This window comes from Propionicimonas sp. T2.31MG-18 (genome assembly GCF_964266745.1).
Taxonomy (GTDB): domain Bacteria; phylum Actinomycetota; class Actinomycetes; order Propionibacteriales; family Propionibacteriaceae; genus Propionicimonas.
In genome coordinates this window covers 20,097-41,191 of the sequence record NZ_CAXWGX010000023.1, presented here as the reverse complement: position 1 = coordinate 41,191, position 21,095 = coordinate 20,097, and the positions used below count along the sequence as shown (strand labels likewise).

The window sequence follows — 21,095 nt, the reverse complement described above, 5'->3', positions numbered from 1 at the left end:
CCCCCCGGTTTATCTGGCTGGGCCGCCCACCCCACCTCCGCGGCGCGCTCGCGGGTTCTGGCCGCCCGCCGACGTCCGTGTGAGAATGCGCCATGGCCACCGCCGCAACCGACACGACGCTCGCAGGGCACGACACCCCGTCGCTCGCCGAGCACCCCGCCTGGCTGCAGGTGAAGCGAGCCGCCACCGCGCTCGCGTCCCTCCAGTCCTCCAACGGCGCCATCGAGGACGCCGCCCACCACCCCACCGCGCGCGACCACGTCGCCGAACTGGCGGACGGGATCGCCGCGCTGGCGCCGGAGTTCCCCCACGACGCCGACTACCTGACCGCCGTCACCGCAGACCTGGAGCGGTGGGCGGCCGGCTACTTCAAGGAGCCGGACTTCTTCGACTCGCTGGTGCTCTTCCACCCCGAGCAGCACCGCGTCGACGGGCTCACCCACCTCGTGGTGTTCCCGATGTACACCCAGAACGGCTCGCGCGACCGGCACATCGAGGCGCTGCTCATCCAGGTCGTGTGGCCGTCCTTCGTTGCTGAACTGGAGGCGGGCGCGTACACCAACGCTGCGTTCGTCCCCATCCAGTTCGTGGACTTCACCGCCGGCTACGACACCAACTCCGCCGTTCTCTTCCCCGAGACCGTCGCCATGCGGCAGATCCCTCCCTTCACCTGGGGCGGCATCTTCTGCGACCGGGAGGCGGCCCGCTTCCGGCGCGTGGTGCGGGCGGCGACCGAGGTGACCCGGCTCGACCTGCCTCCGCTCGCCGCGGAGATGCTGGACGACCAGCGGCTCACCCAGGAGACCTTCGTGATGTGGGACCTGATCCACGACCGCACGCACATGCGCGGCGACCTGCCGTTCGACCCGTTCATGATCAAGCAGCGGATGCCGTTCTTCCTGTACTCGCTGGAGGAACTGCGCTGCGACCTGACCGCCTTCCGTGAGGCCGTCCGGATCGAGCGGGAACTGGCCGCGCTTCCGCAGCGTTCGCCCGAGCAGGAACAGCTCGCCCGCTACGCGAAGCTGGTGCAGTACGCGGTGATCTTCGACCGGATCTTCCGGTTCGCGGTCACAGGGACGCGGGTGCGCAACTACGACGGGCTGGGTGGTCAGCTCCTGTTCGCCTGGCTGCACCAGAGGCGGGTGCTGCACTGGACCGACACCCAGCTCACCTTCGACTGGGACGAGGTGCCCGACTGCGTCAACGAACTGGGGCAGGAGATCGAGCAGCTGTACTGGCGCTCGATCGACCGGCCGAAGGTCGCCCACTGGCTGGCGGCGTACGCGCTGGTCAGCGGCGTGGTCGAGCCGCACCCCGCCTCGGTTTGGAAGCGCGGCGAGCTACCACTGAAGGGCACACCGAAGGAGCTCACCGACCTGGTGATGGACGACGAGTTCCCGCTGTCGATGTTCTACGAGGCGTTCGAGAAGAAGATGCGGGACGTCGTCGCGTCCACCTCGGGGATCACCGGCGTCGACGCCTGACGCCCGGCCACGGGCCGCCGCGGCCGGGTGAGAGAATCGCGTCGTGCAGCTCCATGACCCCGCCGCGCGCGGCTTCGCGTCCGACAACTACTCCGGCGTCCACCCCGACGTGCTGGCCGCGATCGGTGCGGCCAACCTCGGCCACCAGTCGTCCTACGGCAACGACGTGTACACCCGGCGGCTCCAGGAGGTCGTCCGGCAGCACTTCGGCGAGGACGCGGAGGCGTGGCCGGTGTTCAACGGCACCGGCGCCAACGTCACCGGGCTGCAGGCGGTGCTGCCGCGCTGGGGCGCGGTGGTCTGCGCCCGCACCGCGCACATCAACGTGGACGAGGGCGGCGCCCCGGAGCGGGTCGGCGGCCTGAAGCTGTACTCCGTCCCCACACCGGACGGCAAGCTGACCCCCGACCTGGTCGACACCGAGGCGTGGGGCTTCGGAGACGAGCACCGGGCGCAGCCGCTGGCGCTGTCGATCACCCAGTCCACCGAGCTGGGCACGGTCTACACGGTCGAGGAGCTGTCGGCGCTCACCCGCCACGCCCACGACGTCGGCATGGTGGTGCACCTGGACGGCGCGCGCCTGTCGAATGCCGCGGCGAGCCTCGGGCTGCCGCTGCGCGCGTTCACCACTGAGGTCGGTGTCGACATCCTGACGCTCGGCGGAACCAAGAACGGCGCGCTCGGCGCGGAGGCCATCGTCGTGCTCAACCCGGACGCCGTCCACGGGCTCGTCTACGCACGCAAGTTCAACATGCAGCTCGCCAGCAAGATGCGGTTCGTCTCCGCGCAGCTGGTGGCGCTCTACTCCGGCGACCTGTGGCTGCGCAACGCGGGCCACGCCAACGCGATGGCGGCCCGCCTGCGGGCCGCGCTCGAGGGCGTCCCCGGGATCACCTTCGCCCAGCCGACCCAGGCCAACGGGGTCTTCGCACGGCTTCCCGACGGGGTGGCGGACGTCGTCCGGGAGCGCTTCGCGTTCTACGACTGGGACGCCTCCGTCAACGAGGTGCGGTGGATGTGCTCCTTCGACACCACGGCCGAGGACGTCGACACCTTCGCTGCGCTGGTCACCGAGGCGGTCGCGGCGCGCCGGTGAGGGTGCTGGGGGCCCTCGACTCCATGCGGCGCACCCCCTGTCCGGGTCGGGGGGCCTCGTCAGCACCTCTACGTAGTCGGCTCGGCGGGTTCTGCGGCCGACCGGCACGAACTGCCATAGTTTAGCTGGCCGAGTGATCTCCCTCTCCCCCCGATCACTCGTGCCAACCCCCAACCACATCGTCGGAACCGCGATCCGCCTCCAGAATTGATTGCGCTGCATGAGCTAGATGGATAGCATCAACCGCCCCGCGAGCCGCCGTCGGCGGACGGCAGTCTCCACGAACCCGGTGCCGCAGGCATCCACCGTGCAGGCTCGGGGCGGGCCTCAAGCGAAGGGATGGCTCGAATGCTCGGAGTTGTTGTCGGCGTCACCCTGGCCGCCCTCTTCGGGGCCTTGGTGATCTGGCTCGTCGCGAAGATGGGGTTGGGCATCAAGGTCGCCGGATTCGGGTCAGCGTTCCTTGCCGCTCTCACGGTCGCGGTGGTCGGCGGCCTTGTCACCGCGCTCCTCGGCGTCCTGGGTGTCACGATCGGGTCAGGCCTGGTGGGCGCGATTGTCCACTTCGTCGTCGCGGCAATCGTCTTGTTGATTGCCGGCCGCCTTCTCCCCGGCTTCGAGGTCAAGGGCTTTGGGGGCGCTATGGTCGGCGCCATCTCCATGGCCGTCGTCGCGGGACTCCTCCGCTGGGTGTTGGCGGCCTTCCTCCACCTGTGAGCTGCGTCCGTCGGGCCCGGGCGGGACGGACGGAACGGCGCACGCTGAGCAGGGTGAGGGTCTGGCCGGGCGCGTGACAGGGCTGACTGCGGTCGTCGGTAGCCCGAGCGAGTCGGGTTCCGGCAGCGCCGGGTCCGGCCTGCCCATCAGGGCAGCCGTGGCGGCAGCGGCCGGCTCCCGGCCGGTCGCCCACCTCTGGACGCCGAGGCACGACGACGCCGACCGATGCCGTGGATCGTCCTGATCCTGTTGCTGGTCGCCTTCCTGCGCGACCGCTCCCGGGAGTGGGGTTGCCGCCGTCGTCACCGCAGCGCTCTTTGGCGCCTTCCGTTTGACCGGTCGGCGGGACGGACGGTGTCGTCGCGCGCAGGTTCGGTCCCTCTGTCCCCCTCGGCGCCCTGCCTGCGTGGGCAGGTGTTCGTGATCTCTTCGTTGGCTTGTCGCGGCGCTGCGGGTCAGCGTCCCCGGAAGGAAGCGCCGGGCGTGAGCCGCGAACCCAGGAGTTCGGGGACGGTGACCAGCGTGAAGCCCTTCGCCCGAAGCCCGTCGATGATCCGCGCGTAGGCCTTCACGGTCGTGGGGTGGATGTCGTGGGAGAGCACGATCGATCCGGGGCGGGCCGCCGCGAGCACACGTGAAGCGACGGTGCTGCTGTTGCGGTCCTTCCAGTCGAGCGGGTCGACGTTCCACAGGATCTGGCTCATGCCGAGGTCGGCGGCCACCCCCCGCACCGTGGGATTGGTGGCCCCGTACGGCGGCCGCAGGAGGGTCGGGGTAACGCCGGCGGCCTTGCGGATCTGGGCGTTGGTGCGGTCGATCTCGATCCTTATGGCGGCCCGGCTGAGCCTGGTCAGCTGCTGGTGGTCCCAGGTGTGGTTGCCCAGGACGTGCCCCTCGGCGGCCATCCGCCTGACCAGCTGGGGCTTGGTTGCCGCGTTCGAGCCGACCATGAAGAAGGTCGCCTTGACCTCCTTGCGAGCCAGGATGTCCAGCAGCTCGGCGGTGCCGGAGACGGGTCCGTCGTCGAAGGTGAGGGCGACACACTTCAGCCGTGCGCAGTTGGGCCGACCGGCCGCGGGCGCCGAAGGAACCGGCGTCGGGGCACCGGAGTCCGGCGCCGAGGGGGTGGGTGTCGGTCCGATGCCCGGGTCGGATGGTGTCACGGCTGCCGCTCGTGCCGCCTTGCCGAAGTCGGAGAGCAGGTCGTCCCCGGGCACGCTCACCCCGAAAGGCTCGTCGGCGTCGGACACCTGACGGGTCGGGAACTCCACCCACAGGTTGCCGTCGGAGTCGAACGCAACGGAGTGGATCGCCTCCCATTCGCCGTCGAGCTCCTCGTTGAACAGGGCCATGTCGACCCGCGGATCGGCCTTGGCAATGTCGGTGAGGCGGCGGAAGAACTCCGCGGAAGCGTCCGTACGGATGAGTGCGTCAGCCCCCAGCGACCGGCGGCCCTTCGGGTCCCACCAGTTCGTCTCCACCGCACCGTCGAAGGTGTTGTCGGGCCCGAGTTCGGTGGTGACCAACCGGATGCCGAGCGCGGACGGCGACGCAGCGATCAGATCCCAGGTGACCGACAGCTCGGGATACGGGGCCTCGCTGTCGCGCGGAGCGAGCTGTCGGAACCGCTCCACCTTCGGGGCGAGCTGGGACTTGATCGCCTCGGTCCACGCGGCGTCACCGGGGAACTCCGGGTAGGAGAGGTAGGTGTACTGACCACGGGTCAGGACCTCGCTCACGTCGGCGGTGAGGCCGGAGACGATCGTCGGGTCGACCAGGGCGAGCTGTGCAGGAGTATCCGGCGTCGGCGGGAGCGGGATCACTCGCGTCGGCGTCGCGGTGGCATCCACGGTAGGCGCGACTGGCGCTGGCGTTCCGGTGCAGCCGACCACGAGGGCGGTGATCAACCCCCCGACGGTGACGAGCCGCGCCCTACTTGCGCCTCTCACATGCCTCGCCTCACTCGGGTCCAGGTGGCAGGCGCAATGTGTGGCAGTCGTGGTTCGATCACGAGTTCACCCCGCGCCGACGACGTCCGCGAGAACGGACGAGCGCTGCGCCTGCCAGGACCATCACGAAACCGAGGGACACGAGCAACCACGGGTCGCCACCGGTTCGCGCGAGTCCCGGGCGGGTCGGAGTCGTCGTCGTGGACGGCGTGGAGGTCAGCATCGTTCCCCCGGGCGTTCGGCCCGTGGCTGTGGCCGTGTTCACCACAGAGCCCCGGCGTACGTCCGCGGTGGTGATCAGGTGGTCAGCGTCGGCGCTGCACACCATGACGGATCCGGCTCGGTACGGGCCGAGGGTGGTCTGCGGGCAGGTGACCGCAGCCGCGAGCACGTCGTCCACCGCCACATCGGTCATCGTCACGTTCCCGGTGTTCCAGACCAGGAACGCGTAGGTGATGGTCTCGCCGGCGTCACCGCGGCGGTTTCCGTTGGTGTCGTTCAGCTGCGCCAGCTTGATGATCGCGAGCCCGGTGGTGCGCTGGAGGGCGGGAATGTCGGTGGTCGACGGCAGCGAGGGGACGCGCGGCCCGATCGGGGGGTTGCCGCCGCCGGTGGCCGAGTTGTGCACGTACCCCGCGTCGATGTCGGCCTGGGTCACGGTGTAGGTGGCCGGGCCGCAATCGGTCGACTCCCCCGGCGCGAGGGTTGCTGCCACGCAGGGCACGGCGCCGAGCTTCGGGTCGTCGACCCCGACCCCGGTCAGGGTCACGTTGCCGGTATTGGTGACGACGAAGGCGTACCGGACGGTCTCGCCGAGGTCTGCCCAGCCGTTGCCGTCCGCGTCGTCGAGCTGGGCCGTCTTCACCACGTGCAGCCGCGGGTCCTGGACCGGGGTGGGTACCAACGAGGTCCCCGGCGGGCTCGTCGTCCGCGGCCCGGTCGGTGGCGTCCCGGTGGCCGTCGCCGAGTTCGCCACGGCACCAGCATCGATGTCGGCCTGAGTGACCGTGTAGGAGCCCGTGCAGTCGATCGTCGCGGCCGGCGCGAGCGGGCCGGACGGGCAGGTCACCCCGGCGAGCTTCGCGTCGTCGACGGCGATCCCGGTGAGGGTCACGTTCCCGGTGTTCGTGACGCTCAGGGTGTAGGCGACCTGCTCACCGATGTCCGCCACACCGTTGCCGTTGGTGTCGGTGAGCGTCGCGGTCTTGACCAGAGCCAGGCCCGGCACCGGGGAGACCGTGGCGGTGGTGGTCACGCCGGGCAGGCTCGGCGGAGTCCGGGTGCCCGACGGCGGGACGCCGGTCGCGGTGGCGGAGTTCTCCACGAACCCCCGATCCACGTCGCTCTGGGTGATCGTGTAGTCGGCGGACGCGCAACTGGTGAACTCCCCCGGCGCGAGGATGCTCACCGCACACGTCACCGCGCCCGCGAGGGCGTCGTTCACCTGGACGCCGGTCAGCGTCACGTTGCCGGTGTTGGTGATCGTGAAGGCGTAGGAGATCGTCTCGCCGACGTCGCCCAGGCTGTTGCCGTTGCCGTCGTGCAGTGCGGCCGTCTTCTGCACGGCGAGCAGCGGCTTCTGCGGCACGGCCGGCACGTGCACGGTGCTGGTGCTGGTCGGCGGCCTCCCGGTGGGCGGCGTCCCGGTACCGGTGGCGGTGTTGGCGACGGTCCCCGCATCGACGTCGGCCTGGGTGACCGTGTAGTCGGCGGCTGAGCAGGTGGTGGACTCCCCCGGCGCCAGGCCGGCCTGAGCGCAGGTGACCGGCCCGACCTTGGGGTCGCTGACGCCCACACCGGTCAGGCTCACGTTGCCCGTGTTCGTGACGGTGAACGAGTAGCTGACGGTCTCGCCGACGTCCGCCAGCCCGGGGGTGCCGCCAGAGTCGTCGATGAGCACGGCGTGCTTGACCAGGGTGATCCCGGGCAGCGGTTGCACGGTGGGGACCCGGCGGGTGTCGGGCGGGCTCGTGATCGGCGTCCCCCCGGGGGTGGTGCCGGTGCCGGTGGCGGTGTTCTCCACGTAGCCGAGATCGACGTCGGCCTGGGTCACGGTGTGATCGGGCGCGGTGCAGGTCGTGGACGCTCCGGGCGCCAGGCTCATCGCGACACAGGTGACCGTTCCCGCCGACGGGTCGTCGACACCGACCGGGTCGAGGGTGATGTTGCCGGTGTTGGTGAGGACGAAGGAGTACTCGATGGTCTCACCGGCATCGGCGACGAAGTTGGCGTTGCCGTCGACGAGCGTCGCGGTCTTCACCACCGTGATCCCCGGACGCGCCGGCGTCGTCGGGACGTTGTGCGTGACCGGAGGGCTGGTCGTGTCCGGCCCGGTGGGGGGCGTCCCGGTGGCGGTCGCCGTGTTGGCGACAAAGCCGTGGTCGACATCGACCTGGGTCACGACGTAGTCCGCGTCGGCGGTGCAGGTCGACTGCGCACCGGGTGCGAGCGTGGTCGGCGAGCAGGTCGCCGCGCCCGCCTTCGGGTCGTCGACGGCCACGCCGGTGATCGTGACGTTGCCGGTGTTGGTCACCACGAACCCGTAGGTGATCCTCTCCCCCGCATCGGCGGTGCCGTTGCCGTTGCTGTCGGTCAGGGTGTGGCCCTTGGTGACCGTCAGCCCGGGAGCGGATCGTGCGGTGGGCACGGCCGACTTGGACGGCGGGCCGGTGAACAAGCCCCCGTCCGGCGTGGTCCCGGTCGGACGGGCGGTGTTGTCCACCGACCCGTGGTCGACGTCAGCCTGGGTGACGGTGTGGGCGGTGTCCGCGGTGCAGGTGGTGAACGCACCGGGCGGGAGGGTCGTCGCGGCGCAGGTCACGGACCCGGCGGTCGGGTCGTCGACGGCGACAGCGGTCAGCGTGACGTTGCCGGTGTTGGTGATCGTGAAGCCGTAGCTGATCGTCTCCCCGACGTCCGCGACGTGGTTGCCATTGGCGTCGTTCAGCGCCGGCGTCTTGACCACGACCAGGCCGGGCGCGGACGGGGTCGTCTTCACCTCGGTGGTGGACGGTCTGCTGGGAACCGTGCCCCCGCCCGGCGGGACGCCGGTGGCGGTGGCAGTATTGCGCACGCGGCCGGCGTCGAGATCGTCCTGGGTGACGGGGCGCGGTGCGTCCGCGGTACATATGGTGGTCTCCGCGGGGGCGAGCGTTGTTGCCGCGCAGGTGGCGGAACCGGCGACCGGGTCGACGATCGCCACGCCGGTGAGCGTCACTGTGCCGGTGTTGCGCACCTCGAAGGAGTAGCCGATGGTCTCGGCCACATCGGCGGTGCCGTTGCCGTTGAGGTCGTTCAGGGCGGCCGTCTTGGCCACGAACAGCCCGGGCGCGGGCAAGGTGGTGCCCAGTGCGGTGCGGGCCAGGTTGCTGGGCACGAGCAGGTCGCCGGGAGTGCGGCTGTCGGCCCGCGCGACGTTCTCCACACGCCCGGTGTCGACGTCGGCCTGGGTCACCACGTACTCGGCGTCCGCCTGGCACGAGGTGCTCACCCCCGGCGCCAGCACGGTCGCGTCACAGGTGACCGGGCCCGCCGTGGCGTCGTGCACCTGGAGGTCGGACATCGTCACATTGCCGCCGTTGGTGACGGTGAAGGTGTAGCGGATGTGGTCGCCGAGGTCGGCGATCCCGTTGGTGTCGTTCACCAGCGTCGCTGTCTTCGACAGGGTGAGCAGCGGCTGCGGTGTCTCCGCGGGAATGATCACGATGCTCGGCTGGCTCGGGACGTTCGGGCCGGTCGGCGGGGTGCCGTGGGCGGTGGCGGAGTTGCCCACGTAGCCCCGGTCGATGTCTGCCTGCTGCACCGTGTAGGGCGCGGCCGCGCAGTCGGCGTGGGCGCCGGGCGCGAGGGTGGCCGGTGTGCAGGCGACTGGCCCGAGCATCGCGTCGTCCACGCCGACGCCCGTCATGGTGACGTTGCCGACGTTGGTCACGGTGAAGCCGTAGTCGATGTGCTCACCGACGTCGGCCAGGCCGTTCCCGTCGTCGTCGATGATCTGGCCGGTCTTGGCAATCGTCAGTTGGGGGTCGGGGGCTTCAACCGGCACGTTGGCGTGCGGGTGGTTGCTCTCGACCGGGTCGGTGTTGCCCGGTGGCTGGGCGGTGGCGTAGGCCTCGTTCGCCACCACTCCGGCGTTCACGTCGGCCTGGGTGACGGTGTACGGGGCATCGGCTGCGCAGGCGGCCGTGGCCCCGGGCGCGATCGTCGTCGGAGTGCAGGTGACCGACCCGGCCCGGTCGTCAGTGATACTGAGGCTGGTCAGGGTGACGTCACCGGCGTTGGTCGCCACGAAGGTGTAGCGGACGGTCTCCCCGGGCTGGGCAAGGCCGTCGCCGTTGGTGTCGTTGAGGTCGGCGGCCTTGGCCAGCGTCAGCGCGGGCTGCGGCGTCTTCACCGGTACCACGTGGTGGGCGGGGGGGCTCTTCACCGTGCCACCGCCCGGTGGGGTACCACCGGCTGTGGCGGAGTTGGCGACCTGGCCGGCGTCCACGTCGTCCTGGGTGACCGTGTAGTCGGCGGCAGTGCAGTCCATCGTCTGCCCCGGCGGGAGCGGGGTGGCGGAGCAGGTGGCCGTGCCCGCCTTGGGATCGTCGACGGTGATCCCGGCGATGGTCACATTGCCGGTGTTCCGGACGGTGAAGGAGTAGGTGATCGTCTCGCCCAGTTCGGCGAGACCGTCGCCGTTGGTGTCGTGCAGCGTGGCGGTCTTGCCCAGGGCAAGACCCGGGTCTGCGGTCGCCGTGGGCGTCCGCGTGGTGGCTGGCGGGCTGGTGGTGGTGCCGCCGCCCGGCGGCGTGCCGACCGCGGTCGCGGAGTTGTCCACGGCACCCGCGTCGACGTCTGCCTGGGTAACGGAATACGTGACCGCCACGCAGTCGATGTTCTGCTGCGGGGCCAGATCGCCCGCCGGGCAGGTGACCGGACCCACCTTCGCATCAGTGACCCCGACTGCGGACTGGCTCACGTTGCCGGTGTTGCGAATACGGAACCCGTAGTCGATCGTCTCGCCGAGGTCGGCGAGGTGGTTGCCGTTGGTGTCGTTCAGGCTGGCCGTCTTCGTGAGCGCGAGGCCCGGGTTGGGCTTGAGCGCCGGGACGGTGGTCGAGCTCGGCTGGCTCGGCACCGGGGTGGTGGTGCCCGGCGGCGTGCCGGTGGCGGTCGCGGTGTTCTGCACCGAGCCGGCGTCAAGGTCGGACTGGGTCACCGTGTAGGTCGCCGCTGTGCAGGCAGTCGAGGCGCCCGGAAGGAGGGTGGTCGCCTGGCAGGTTGCCGGGCCCGCCTTCGGGTCGTCCACCGTCACGCCGGTGAGGGTCACGTTGCCGGTGTTCCGCACGCCGAAGCTGTAGTCGATGGTCTCGCCGAGGTCGGCCAGGCCGTTGCTGTTGGTGTCGTTGAGGTGGGCCAGCTTGGCGAGCGTGATCTGGGGGGCCGGTTGCTGGACCGGCACTCGCGAGGTGCCGAAGGCGGTCACGTTGCCGCCGCCGGGCGGCGTCCCGATGGCTCCGGCGGTGTTGTCCGCAGCTCCCGAGGCGCCGTCGGCGGCCGTGATGACATAGCCTGTCGCGGTGCAGGTCATCGCTTCCTGTGGGGCCAGGATGCTCTGTGGGCAGGTCACCGTGCCGACCTTTGCGTCGACGACGCTGATCCCGGTGATCGTGACGTTGCCCCGGTTCGCGACCAGGAAGCCGTAGTCGACGGTGTCACCGACGTCGGTGATCCCGTTGCCGTTCGTGTCGTGCACCGTCGGCGTCTTCTCCAGGGTGAGCTTCGGCAGCGCGGGCCGGGTGGGCACCGAACTGTCACCCCGCGCGGTCACCGGTGTGCCGGACGGGGGTGTGCCCGTCCCGGTCGCGGTGTTCGCGACCACCCCGGCGTCCGAGTCTGCCTGGGTCACGGTGTAGGCGGGGCCCGTGCAGGTCGTCGAGGCGCCCGGCGCCAGCGTGCTCGCCGGGCAGGTGATTCCCGGCACCTTCGGGTCGCTCACCACGACGGCGCCCAGGGTGACGTTGCCCAGGTTCGTGAGCGTGAAGTCATAGCTGACGGTCTCTCCGGGGTCCGCCGCACCGTTGGCGTTCGTGTCGCTCAGGTGGGGCGTCTTGACGAGCTGCAGCTTCGGGTTCGCCGCGGGCACCGGCACGTCCGTGGTCGACGGCCCTCGCGTGATCGTGGACCCGGTCGGCGGCCGGCCGGTCACGGTCGCGGAGTTGTGCAGCGGCACGCCCCCGTCCACGTCGGCCTGGGTGACGGTGTAGCCGGCGGCGTGGCAGGCGGTGGCGTCGCCCGGGTCCAGACTGACCGCGTCGCAGGCGAGCCCGCTCAGGCTCGGGTCCTGGACGGCGATGCCCGTGATCGTCACGTTGCCCGTGTTGGTCACCGCGAAGCTGTAGTCGACCGTCTCGCCCACGTCGGCAACGTTGTTGCCGTTGGCGTCATTGAGCGCGGCGGTCTTGCTGATCGTCAGGTCGGGGGTCGGGGTGAGGTCGACCGTGACAGTGTCCGTGTCCTGCACGGTTCCGCCGGTCGTGGTTGTGGCCTTGACCAGGGCGGTGTTGGTGAGCGTGGTCCTTCCCGCCGCGTCACCGGGCTGGACGGTGTAGGTACCCGTGCAGGTCATGGTTGCGCCCGGGAACCCCGCCGGGTCGAGGGTGGTGCGCGGGCAGGAGGTGTTCGCGATCCTCGGGTCGCTCACCGCCACGTTGCTGAGCGCGTTCGCCTCGGCGTTCGTCACGACGAACTGGTACGGGATCGTGTCGCCGACCGCGTAGGTTGCCGGCTGCTGCTGGGTGCGGTCCACCTGCTTGACCAGGTTGATCGCGTTCAGCGGCACCACGGTCTGCACCTTGATCGTCCGGATCAGGTGGACGTCGCGGTTGCCCCCGGTGGAGGAGGCGAGGCCGAACTTCCAGGTCGCCGGGGCGGGCGTCGTCATCCGGTAGTTGAGGACGTTGCGGTAGCCGCGGCCGTCGAGGAAGTCGATCTCGACCGTGACCGTCGGGAAGCGGTCCTCACTGACCGTGATCCGCACATCCCTGCGAGCACCATTCGGCACCGCGCTCGAGTTGCGCGGGATCGTCGGTCCACGCAGGCTCCCGGGCAAGGTCGTGCGGCTGGCCGAGGAGTTCAGGGTGCCGTCGAGATAGCAGTAGCCCGTCCGTCCGGAAGGATCTCCCGACGCCTGGGGGCCCCGGATCACCACCGAGTTCGGAATCTGCCGACTCCCCGGGACCGGCGACCGGTCTCCGGGAGCGCACCCGCGTCCGCGCGACTCCCCGTCATTGGCGTAGTTGCCGAACACGTCGAGTCCGACGCCCAGGTACCCGCCGAGCACCCCGGGCTCGTTGTTGCGCTGTGCATAACCGAGCGAGCCGCCGTAGGCACCGGTGCTGGCCAGGTTCAACGATCCGTCCACCAGGAAGAACGTGATTCCGTCCGCACCCGCCCGTTCCGTGCCGTACTGGAACTGCTGGAACTCGACCTGGATCCCCGCGTTGCCCGGCAGCGCCTGGTTGTACACCATGCCGCCACGCCGGTTGTTGGCGTTGTCCGTCAGTTGCAGGTAGCCAGGGTCCACCCCGGGCCCTGGGCTGTTCGTGGTGTGGTGGCACTTGCCCAGGTTCGACACGCTCGGGTCGGTCGCCGGCGGCTGGGTCGTGGACCGGGTCAGACACGCGTCGTCCAGGGCCCGGATCGCCGGATTGGTCACCGTCGCACCGCCGAAGTCCTCGTTCAGCAGCGCCGTGCCGTTCACCGGCGCCGCGGTCGCCACGCCTGGCGCGAACGGGAGAAGACTGACCGCGAGCGTGGTGGTGAGCGCCAGCGACAGGAATCGGGCGATCGACATCTGGCGACTCATCTTTACTCCTGAACAGGCGTCAGCGGATCAGGCGTCCCCGCGTCGGGGTCACCTGGGGACGAGGCGCCAACGGGACAGATGCCGATCCGACACCGCCGGGAGAAACCCTTAGCAGGCTAAACTACATGGTCGGCGCACCCAGAGGCCCAAAGGCGGGCAGGCGTCTCAATCCGGGGCGACGTAGCGCGCGCCGAAAGCGCCGGTATGGTCGCGTGACCCCGCGCATCCTCAGTTCGCAGGCACCCGAGTACCGACAGCGCATGCGGACCGCAACGCCTCGCCGATGGCGGTGGCGTGGGGTTCGAGCGCCGCGGCAAGCTCCGCCGCCATCGCCTGCCCGGCCTGCGTGAGCTCCACCAGCACGGCGCGGCCATCGGCGAGGCCCGGCTCGAGGTTCCTCCTGGCCAGGCGCGTCGCGACCAGCCGGTCAACGATGCCGCTGACGGCTCCCGAGGTGACCCGTAGCCGCCGAGCCAGGTCGGTCGGCTGCTGGGGACCTTCTCCGGCAATCATGGTGAGTGCCAGACGAGCTTCACTACCGAGTCCCACGTGGCTGAAGACCTGTGTCGCCGCCCGGACATAGCCGGACGCCGCTCCGGCGATGGCGGCGGTGGCCCCCAGCATCGAGCCCGTGGCAGCCACCGCTTCGTGGGGATCAACGCCGAGAAGGGAGAGGATGGCACCAACGGCGTCCCGGTGACACGCGAAGTACTCGGTGAGTGCGCGTTCCAGATCCTCCACCCGCTCCGTCCCACGATCGGTCAGCAGCAGAAGAGCGAAGCGGTGATCTTCTTCCGCCGCCACCTTCAGCACCAGGTCCTCTGCGATCAGCCTCCGCAGCAACTGGGCAACAAGGCTCCGGGACGACCCCATGCGATCGGCCACTGCGGCCGGTGAGATGCCGGGCGACAGTGCCACGATCAGCAGCACCTGCACCAGGCGGTTCGACGTCACCCTCGGCGTGAGACTCTCCTGCATGATGGCAGTGAGGTCCCCGCTCAGGTCGGCCAGGCCCGCAAGGGCAGCGAGCGCATCCTTCGCTGCTGCCGAACGAATCATCGAGACTGTCCCCTCCACCCCGTGAGCGTACTCGACGCCAGCTCGCGGCCCGGTCGACGCACTCCTCAATGTCGCGGCCCGCCATGGGTCGTGTCGGGTCGCTGACTCCAGGGGCGGACACGCACGCGTTCGGTGTCCGCTCGCCGTGGCCGGCCCCGGCTTCACTCGCTCAGCAGTCGGCGTCACCCACCCGGCAGAACTCGGCCCAGCTGCGGAAGCCGATCGTGTTCCTGGCTCCGGTCCGGGTGTCCAGGTCCACGACGGTGACGCGCACCGGACGCGTGGAACCGCAGTCGCCGAAGATCGCCGGACGTGCGAGCGTCAGGTCGCCCACGGCCATCGCCTTGTCGAGAGTGCGCGCCTTGCCATTCCCCGACGGCGGGCACAGGACGGCCTCGGGAACGTCGCCGCCCACCACGAAGTCGGTCCTGCCGGCCGGCGACGTGAGGGCAACCGTGCCGGTGGCGACGTCCAGGCTGGTGCCCTGCGGGACGGTCGCCCCGGCGGACGTTGCGTAGAGCCGGTAGCTTCCGGGCTGGACTTGCTGGGGACCTGCCTGGCACCCGACCAGCGCCAGCGTGGCGAAGAGGACCAGTCCAGCGACCGGCAGGTGCCGCCAGGTGGTGCGCCTCATGGCGATTCCTCCGCCGAAGCCTGTGCGCTCGTGCGGGTGTGCCACATCGCGACGCCCGCCCCGAGGGCGAGGACAGTCACAGCGGCCACCCAGCCGAACTCGCCCAGCAGCGCCTCGGCCCCCGAGAACGCCGGCATCCTGGTGGCTCCCGTGATCACGGCGAACGAGGTGGCGACGACCGCGTTCCACGCGCCGTGCGCGAGCACGCTCGGCCAGAGCGAGTGTGAGCGGTCGGTGAGGACACCGACGAACAGGACGAACCCGACGATCGCCACCGTGAAGGCGGGAAGACCGCTGACTGATCCGTACCAGCCGAGGAGGATGAGGGGCACGTGGTAGAGCCACCACACCACTCCGACGATGAGGCTCGACCGCCAGAAGTCGGCACGCTGGCGGACCGCAGGCCAGAGGAAGCCGCGCCAGCCGATCTCCTCACCGACCGCGGACAGGCACGCGCTGAGGATCGAGACCGGCGCGACGAGGAGGGCGGAGCCGAGGAGGCTGGCGTCGAGGTGGTACCACCCGAGGCCGGCCCCGAGGAGGTAGGTCAGGAGGACGGTGGCCGACGGCACCAGGCCGGCCAGGATCCACCAGGTCGCCATGCCCCACTGGATGCGTCCGCCGGCGAGAACGCGTGCCAGCAGGGCGCCCACCGTCGGGGCAAACATGACCACCAGAAAGACCATCGACGACGGGGCCCCGCCATCCGCTGGCCAGAGGGCCGCGACACCCGCCAGGTACACCACGACCACGCCACCGAAGTACCACGCCAGTTGGGCACCGTAGCCTTTGGTGCGCGTCGCCGTCGCCCGGTCGAGCGGCGGCGAGACAGGGCCTGTCGGGTTGAGCTCGTCCACGGCGGCTCCTGTTCCGAGAGATCCGGACATGAGCCGATCCACAGTCCGTGGACGAAATCGTAGAGAGCCGATCTTCCGTGTCAACCATGAGACCCCGGTCGATGGCGTGCCGATGCCGACGCGAGGACGGGCCGGTCGCGGGCCGCGAAGGCACTGGATGCACTTCGGCTCGCGGCGCCCGCCGCAGAGGGCCGGTTTGTCCTCGCCAGACACCGGTTTTGGGACGAGTCGGCCTGTAAGCCGGATTCTGTTTTCGGCCTAAATGGCCGGAATTGGTCATGTTGGCCAGGTTGGCAAACCGCACTTGACTAGGCATTTCTCAGTTTGGCAGGTTGGCGGCGTTTGGGGCAGCTGCAGATTTTGCGGACTCCCTGCGGACTCCCAAGCCCCCCGCGACCGACACCAAATCCGTGTTCCGGGCGCTCTCCCAAGCCCTCGGTCCGGTGCCGTCTGGCCCAACCCTGGGAGTCGGATCGACAGTCTCCCGGGCTCGTCGCGTGCTTCCTCAACGGGCGATGTCGAGGCTATGCGGCGATCGCCTCTGGGGAGTCGAGAATGTCTGCCGCATCCCCACCGGAGGTTGCTGTTATTGCACTTGTGCGTACCATGGAGGACATGACAACCCACCCGCTCGCCACCCTGGACCCGAGCGACCCCACCATCCGGTCCGACGCGAAACACCTGGCCGACCGCCTCAGCGGCGACACCCCGGTCGAGGCCGCCGTGCGCGCGATGCTCGACGATGTCGCCCACGGCGCCCGCGTCGTGGTGCTCCGCGCCGAGGACGAAGTCACCCCCGCCCAGGCCGCCGCCATCCTCGGCGTAACCCGCCAGTTCGTCGACCGACTCTGCTCCGACGGCGTGCTCGCCTTCCGCCGCTTGCCCGGTAGCCGCCACCGCCGCATCCGGGTCCAGGACGCCATCGACATCGCCGCCGAACGTGACCAGCGCCGCGCCGGAGGCGACGCGATCCGCGCCGCCCTCGGGGAGTAGCCGGGTGGCGCGACTGCAGCGGGTCTTCATCGACACCAGCGAGCTGTTCCCGTTCACGATCATGGACGTGCTGCTCACCCTCGCCGAGGACTTCCTGTTCACCTGGGTATGGACCGACCAGATCCTCGAGGAGTGGATCGACGTCATCGTCCGCGAGGGCAAACGCACCCCGGAATCGGCCGCCTCCGTGGCGGCCGCGGTGCGCACCTACTTCGGCCGGTACCGCATCGACCCGGCCCTGTACGACGACAAGATCACCGACGAACTGTCACCCGACCCCGACGACCGGGTGCACGCCGCCGCCGCGATCCACGGCGACGTCGACGTGCTGCTCACCCGCAACCTCAAGCACCTGCGCACCAAACCGGTCCTGGCCGCCGGCGTCAAAGTCAGCACCTCCGACGACTTCCTCTGCGAACTACTCACCCACCGCAGCCAAGGCGTTCTCGAATCGTTCATCCGCGCGGCGGAGAGCAAGAAGAACCCCCCAATGACTCCCCAAGAGCTGGCCGACAAGATCTCCACTGCCGGTGCGCCGCGGTTCGCCGAACGCCTCCGGCCATACCTCCCGCGCTGATCGCCCCCGGCATGTCAGCGAATGCGGCAAGCGGACATGAGCTCACCAACCGGGGGTGAGGTCGGGTCCGGGTCGGCCGAGCCGCGGGGGTTCTCCGTGTGGGTCGATCCGCGTGTCGGCGGGCGGCCGGCTGGGCTTGAGTTGGGCGCGCCGGGTCTCGGAGGCCTGCTCGATGGTGGTCCAGCGGCTGGTGAGCGGGTCGGCCGACTCGTGCCACTGGGGGTCGCTGGCGAGGCGGCTCGCTTGGTCGCCCAGCCAGCCGACGAGGGGTTGGCGTAAACCTCGCAGCCAGGGCCTGTCGTAGTCGCCGCCCCAAACGAGGTCATCAGGGCTGGCTGCGTCGGCGAGGGTGTGCCACTGGCTGGGGGTGGCGAGGTCGGCGATGTGGCGGTCGTCGTTGACGAGGTCGATGATCGCCCGAACCGGGTCGGCCGTGTCGCGGGGCTGGGGTTCGGCGAGCCAGATGTCCCGGAGCGCTTCGAGGTCGGCGCGACTGTACGACTGCTGGTATTCCACGCCGGGCAGCGGCATCAGGTCGAGGGTGAGCTGGTGCCGCTCGCCGCGCAGCCAGCCAAGTTGGGTTTCGGCGAGTTCGACCTCGCGGGAGAGCCGGCGGGTGGCTTCCTGCTGCCGTTGGGCGATCTGGGTGAGTTCGGCGTGACGAATGCGCTGGCCGGTCTCGGCATGCCGGGCGGCCCAGAGCGTGTCGCGGGCGGCGGTGAGGTCACGCTCGCGGCTGCCGCGATTGAACGGGTTCGCGTGCCGGAGGCGGTCCTCCGCGGCCATCACGGCTTCCTGCGCAGCCTTTGTGGCCTTCTCGGCCTGCCCGACCCCGCGCGTCGCACTGGCCACCCTGGACGCTGCCTGTCGGTTGGCGTCTATGGCCTTGGCGAGCGTGCCTCGCAGCTGCTCCAGGCTGGCCTCCTGCTGGCCGGCGTCGACAGCCCGCTGCCGCTGCAGCCGGTCGAGGTAGGCGAGTGCCCGATCGAACAGGTGGGGATCGCGAACCTCGCTCGGCCAGTCGGCGTCCCGTGCGATCTGCTCGGCAGCCTCGGCAGCCTCGGCGACCTGGCCGCCACCGATCGAGGGGACGTGGCGGCTGGGCATGTCGACGAGGTCGCCCATCCGTTGCCGGTCGGCGGCTGCGGCCAGGTCGGCGGCACGCCATCCTGTATCGGCGCCAGGCTGGGACAGGATCGCCTCTACCTGCGCGCGCGCCAGGTTCGCGTCCCCATCGGTGGCGAGGATCGCGGCCTGGTTGGTGTAGCGGCCGCGGGTCGAGCCCACATAGAACGACGGACGGTCCATGCCCTCGGCGACCAACAGGACAGCCTCGTTGACCGTGACCCCTTGGGCGCCGTACCCGGTCACCGCATACGCCAGTTGCAGCTGCTCGCGCGCCGCGCCGACCGACAGCCGCAACTCGCGGCGGCCGTCGAGGCTGATCAGGTACGCCCCGACATCGTCCAGGGCGTCGACCCGCCAGCGTTCCCGGTTCGCGTACCGGTGACCGGCCTCATCGACGCCGTTGACCCGGGTCGCGACGATGTCGCCCTCGCTGATCGTCTCCGAGGCCCACTCCCCCCGCGGTGCGGTCGCGACCGTGTCACCGGTCACGATCCCGACCGTGCGCAGCCGGTCGGCGATCAGCCCATTCAGCTGCTGCACGTCCGCATTGGTGCCGGCGATCACCAACCCCGTCCCGGCATGAGCACGCTCGGCCCACACCTGCGCGATCGCCGTCTGACGCTCGGCCTCGGAGGCGTACACCGTCGCGCGATCCATCACCCGCGCGGCGGTCGCTTCGGGGTCGGTTCCACTCCGGATCGCGATGCTGTGCGCCGCAAAGGCCTCATCCCGGCCACCGTCTGCGGTCCGGAAGCGGTGGACGTCGCTGGCATCCTCCAGCAGGGCCACCCGGTCGGGCTGCGCGGCACCCTTGGCGATCTCCATGACACCGCCCACGCCGACCGCGGAGAACTGGAACGAGTCACCCTGGACCCGGACCTGCCAGCCGCACACGGCGGCGAGGGTGACCAGCGCCCGGGCGGCGTCCTGGGACACCATGCCAGCTTCGTCGATCACGAGCCTGCTACCGGGCGGCAGCGGCTCCCGCGGCCGTTTGTGGGACTCGGCCCAGACCCAGCTCCCGGCCGTGTTCTTGTCCCAGCCGTACCGCCCCAGCAGCGAGTCCACCGTGGACGCCTCCACACCAGCCCCTGCAGCAACGAGGGCCGCCGCCCCCGTGGGAGCGACCACGGCGACCCGCCGGCCCGCCACGGATGCCTCCTCGAGGTAGGCCGCCAGGCTGGTCGTCTTCCCCACACCGGCGGCGCCCTCGACCACACTCAACCGGCCATTGTCAGCCAGGACGGCCAGCCCGGCGCGCAGCTCGTTCTCCCGCTCCGCGACCGCAGGGCTGGTCCACCACTTCACTGCCGTCGATGGCCTACCGTCGGCGACCGACGGCAACAGCCGGGACTCCCCCAACGCCCGGGCCACCACATCCCCAGCCAGCTCGTCGACCGCGGCACGATCCCCACGCACCCGCCCCTCGACGGCCATGATCGCTGCCGCCTCCAGATCCGCCCGCGACCACGCCGACCGCCTCAGACCCTGCGTCTCCACCAACTGAGCCGCCAGCGCGTCCCGGTCGAACTCGGCCACACTGACCCGCCTGTCGACAACACTCCCCGGGACGGGTTCAGTGATCCCGTGCTCGACCATCAACTCGCCGATCCGAGCAGCCCACACCGCCAGCTCAGCATCCAAAGCGCCAGGCTCGCCCTTGTATGGTCGTTGCTTCTCCCACGCCAACACGCCCCACTTCCGCAGAATCCTTGCGGTCGGCTCCTGCCCTGGATGCTCCACCCGCCACGCGGCCTCGATCACCGCTAGGTTCCGCTCCACCTGGGCCGCGCGTCGGCTCATCGCCTCCACCACCGGCCGGAGCAGCGCGATCTGACCGACCTCGTCTACCTCATAGCCGAGCCGGGCGAACTCCGGCCGCAGCGCGCGCAACTGCTCGCGATGGAAGATCGCCTGCACGGCCACGTTCAGGTTTCTCGCCCCCAAGGAGTCCAGCGCCCGCCACTTTCCCGCCGCCCACACCCGGGCCGAGATCTCCATGTGCCGGTGGAAATGCGGGTCCCCCGCCCGGGACGAGAAATGCTGCACCGACGCGATCTCGATCCGCTCCACCGGCACCCGCACCACCTGGCCGGCTTGCTTCACCTGCACCGTCCCGTTCTCCCACAAGTACTGCAGCACGGCCCGCTCGGCGTTCACCTGGCCCAGCAACAGCGCGGCCTGCACGCCCGGGTCGAGAACGGCGAGGATGCTCCACTCCTTCGGCCCGTTCACTAGGAAGTCGATCGCCGCGACGTGCTCCGGCTCCACCCGCTGCGCCCACCGGGAAGCGCCGGTCTCTGGATCCAGACCGGCCATGAACCGGCCGAACTCCTCCGCCGTCAGCTGCCGCTCGACCAATTTCCCGTCTGCACCAATACCGCGCCAGGTCACCACCGCGTGCCCATGCTCCGAGAAGTACTCGTCCGGGCGCGAATGGCCGCACTCGGACAGGTACTTCACGTACCCGGCGGCGCCCGCCGCCCGCACGATGCCCATGCCGGTGATAGCCACATCCCAATGGTACATTACGTGCGCCCGCTCGGCTGCTTGCACATCAAGCGTCTTGTTGTCCACTAACTCCTGGGGACCGAGCGCTGGAGGGCGGGTCCAACTCGACCGGTCGATTCTGAGCCCTTGGGGCAGGGGCATCGGGAATGTCATCGGGCACTGGGCGTCCGCCTATGCGCCGAAACGTCCGTAAGCCGAATGCAGGTGGGTCATTTCGGTTGGAGATCGGAAGACT

11 protein-coding genes are annotated in these 21,095 nt (G+C 70.2%); 5 read left to right on the top strand and 6 right to left on the bottom strand.

From position 1 onward, the window contains the following. Window positions 1-92: 92 nt before the first annotated feature. The 3 genes from ACFQQJ_RS08205 (at window position 93) to ACFQQJ_RS08195 (ending at window position 3,300) form a co-directional block, all read left to right on the top strand. Window positions 93-1,487 (top strand): DUF6421 family protein, encoded by a 1,395-nt coding sequence (locus ACFQQJ_RS08205; RefSeq protein ID WP_377105576.1) that lies wholly within the window; start codon window positions 93-95, stop codon window positions 1,485-1,487. Window positions 1,488-1,530: 43 nt separating this feature from the next. Then, on the top strand, window positions 1,531-2,583 hold the full coding sequence (locus ACFQQJ_RS08200; protein ID WP_377105574.1) for a threonine aldolase family protein: 1,053 nt from the start codon (window positions 1,531-1,533) through the stop codon (window positions 2,581-2,583). A gap of 348 nt (window positions 2,584-2,931) precedes the next feature. After that, window positions 2,932-3,300, top strand: coding sequence for a phage holin family protein (locus ACFQQJ_RS08195; protein ID WP_377105572.1), 369 nt, complete (start codon window positions 2,932-2,934; stop codon window positions 3,298-3,300). 455 nt (window positions 3,301-3,755) lie between these two features. Here ACFQQJ_RS08195 and ACFQQJ_RS08190 read toward each other — a convergent pair whose 3' ends face one another. The 5 genes from ACFQQJ_RS08190 to ACFQQJ_RS08170 all read right to left on the bottom strand — a co-directional run bounded on the left by ACFQQJ_RS08190 (window position 3,756) and on the right by ACFQQJ_RS08170 (window position 15,651). Beyond that, on the bottom strand, window positions 3,756-5,150 hold the full coding sequence (locus ACFQQJ_RS08190) for a polysaccharide deacetylase family protein (protein ID WP_377105570.1): 1,395 nt from the start codon (window positions 5,148-5,150) through the stop codon (window positions 3,756-3,758). A gap of 157 nt (window positions 5,151-5,307) precedes the next feature. Beyond that, on the bottom strand, window positions 5,308-13,101 hold the full coding sequence (locus ACFQQJ_RS08185; protein WP_377105568.1) for a hypothetical protein: 7,794 nt from the start codon (window positions 13,099-13,101) through the stop codon (window positions 5,308-5,310). A 228-nt stretch (window positions 13,102-13,329) separates the two neighbouring features. Further along, a complete protein-coding gene (locus ACFQQJ_RS08180; protein WP_377105566.1) occupies window positions 13,330-14,178 on the bottom strand; it encodes a MarR family transcriptional regulator in 849 nt (282 codons plus the stop codon). 151 nt (window positions 14,179-14,329) lie between these two features. Next, on the bottom strand, window positions 14,330-14,794 hold the full coding sequence (locus ACFQQJ_RS08175) for a hypothetical protein (RefSeq protein ID WP_377105564.1): 465 nt from the start codon (window positions 14,792-14,794) through the stop codon (window positions 14,330-14,332). Beyond that, window positions 14,791-15,651, bottom strand: coding sequence for a CPBP family intramembrane glutamic endopeptidase (locus ACFQQJ_RS08170; protein ID WP_377105562.1), 861 nt, complete (start codon window positions 15,649-15,651; stop codon window positions 14,791-14,793). Before ACFQQJ_RS08170 ends, ACFQQJ_RS08175 begins: the two co-directional genes overlap by 4 nt. 615 nt (window positions 15,652-16,266) lie before the next feature. Here ACFQQJ_RS08170 and ACFQQJ_RS08165 point away from each other — a divergent pair. After that, on the top strand, window positions 16,267-16,644 hold the full coding sequence (locus tag ACFQQJ_RS08165) for a helix-turn-helix domain-containing protein (protein WP_377105561.1): 378 nt from the start codon (window positions 16,267-16,269) through the stop codon (window positions 16,642-16,644). A 4-nt stretch (window positions 16,645-16,648) separates the two neighbouring features. Then, window positions 16,649-17,221, top strand: coding sequence for a PIN domain-containing protein (locus tag ACFQQJ_RS08160; RefSeq protein WP_377105560.1), 573 nt, complete (start codon window positions 16,649-16,651; stop codon window positions 17,219-17,221). 42 nt (window positions 17,222-17,263) lie between these two features. Here the strand turns inward: ACFQQJ_RS08160 and mobF are convergent, their stop codons facing one another. Further along, window positions 17,264-20,926, bottom strand: coding sequence for a MobF family relaxase (mobF, locus tag ACFQQJ_RS08155; RefSeq protein ID WP_377105559.1), 3,663 nt, complete (start codon window positions 20,924-20,926; stop codon window positions 17,264-17,266). Window positions 20,927-21,095: the final 169 nt, after the last annotated feature.

What these genes read in the sequence shown, in the direction of transcription:
- ACFQQJ_RS08205 (WP_377105576.1), top strand. Translation starts at nt 93, where the DNA reads ATGGCCACCGCCGCAACCGACACGACGCTCGCAGGGCACGACACCCCG.
- ACFQQJ_RS08195 (WP_377105572.1), top strand. Translation starts at nt 2,932, where the DNA reads ATGCTCGGAGTTGTTGTCGGCGTCACCCTGGCCGCCCTCTTCGGGGCC.
- ACFQQJ_RS08185 (WP_377105568.1), bottom strand. Translation starts at nt 13,101, where the DNA reads ATGAGTCGCCAGATGTCGATCGCCCGATTCCTGTCGCTGGCGCTCACC.
- ACFQQJ_RS08175 (WP_377105564.1), bottom strand. Translation starts at nt 14,794, where the DNA reads ATGAGGCGCACCACCTGGCGGCACCTGCCGGTCGCTGGACTGGTCCTC.
- ACFQQJ_RS08165 (WP_377105561.1), top strand. Translation starts at nt 16,267, where the DNA reads ATGACAACCCACCCGCTCGCCACCCTGGACCCGAGCGACCCCACCATC.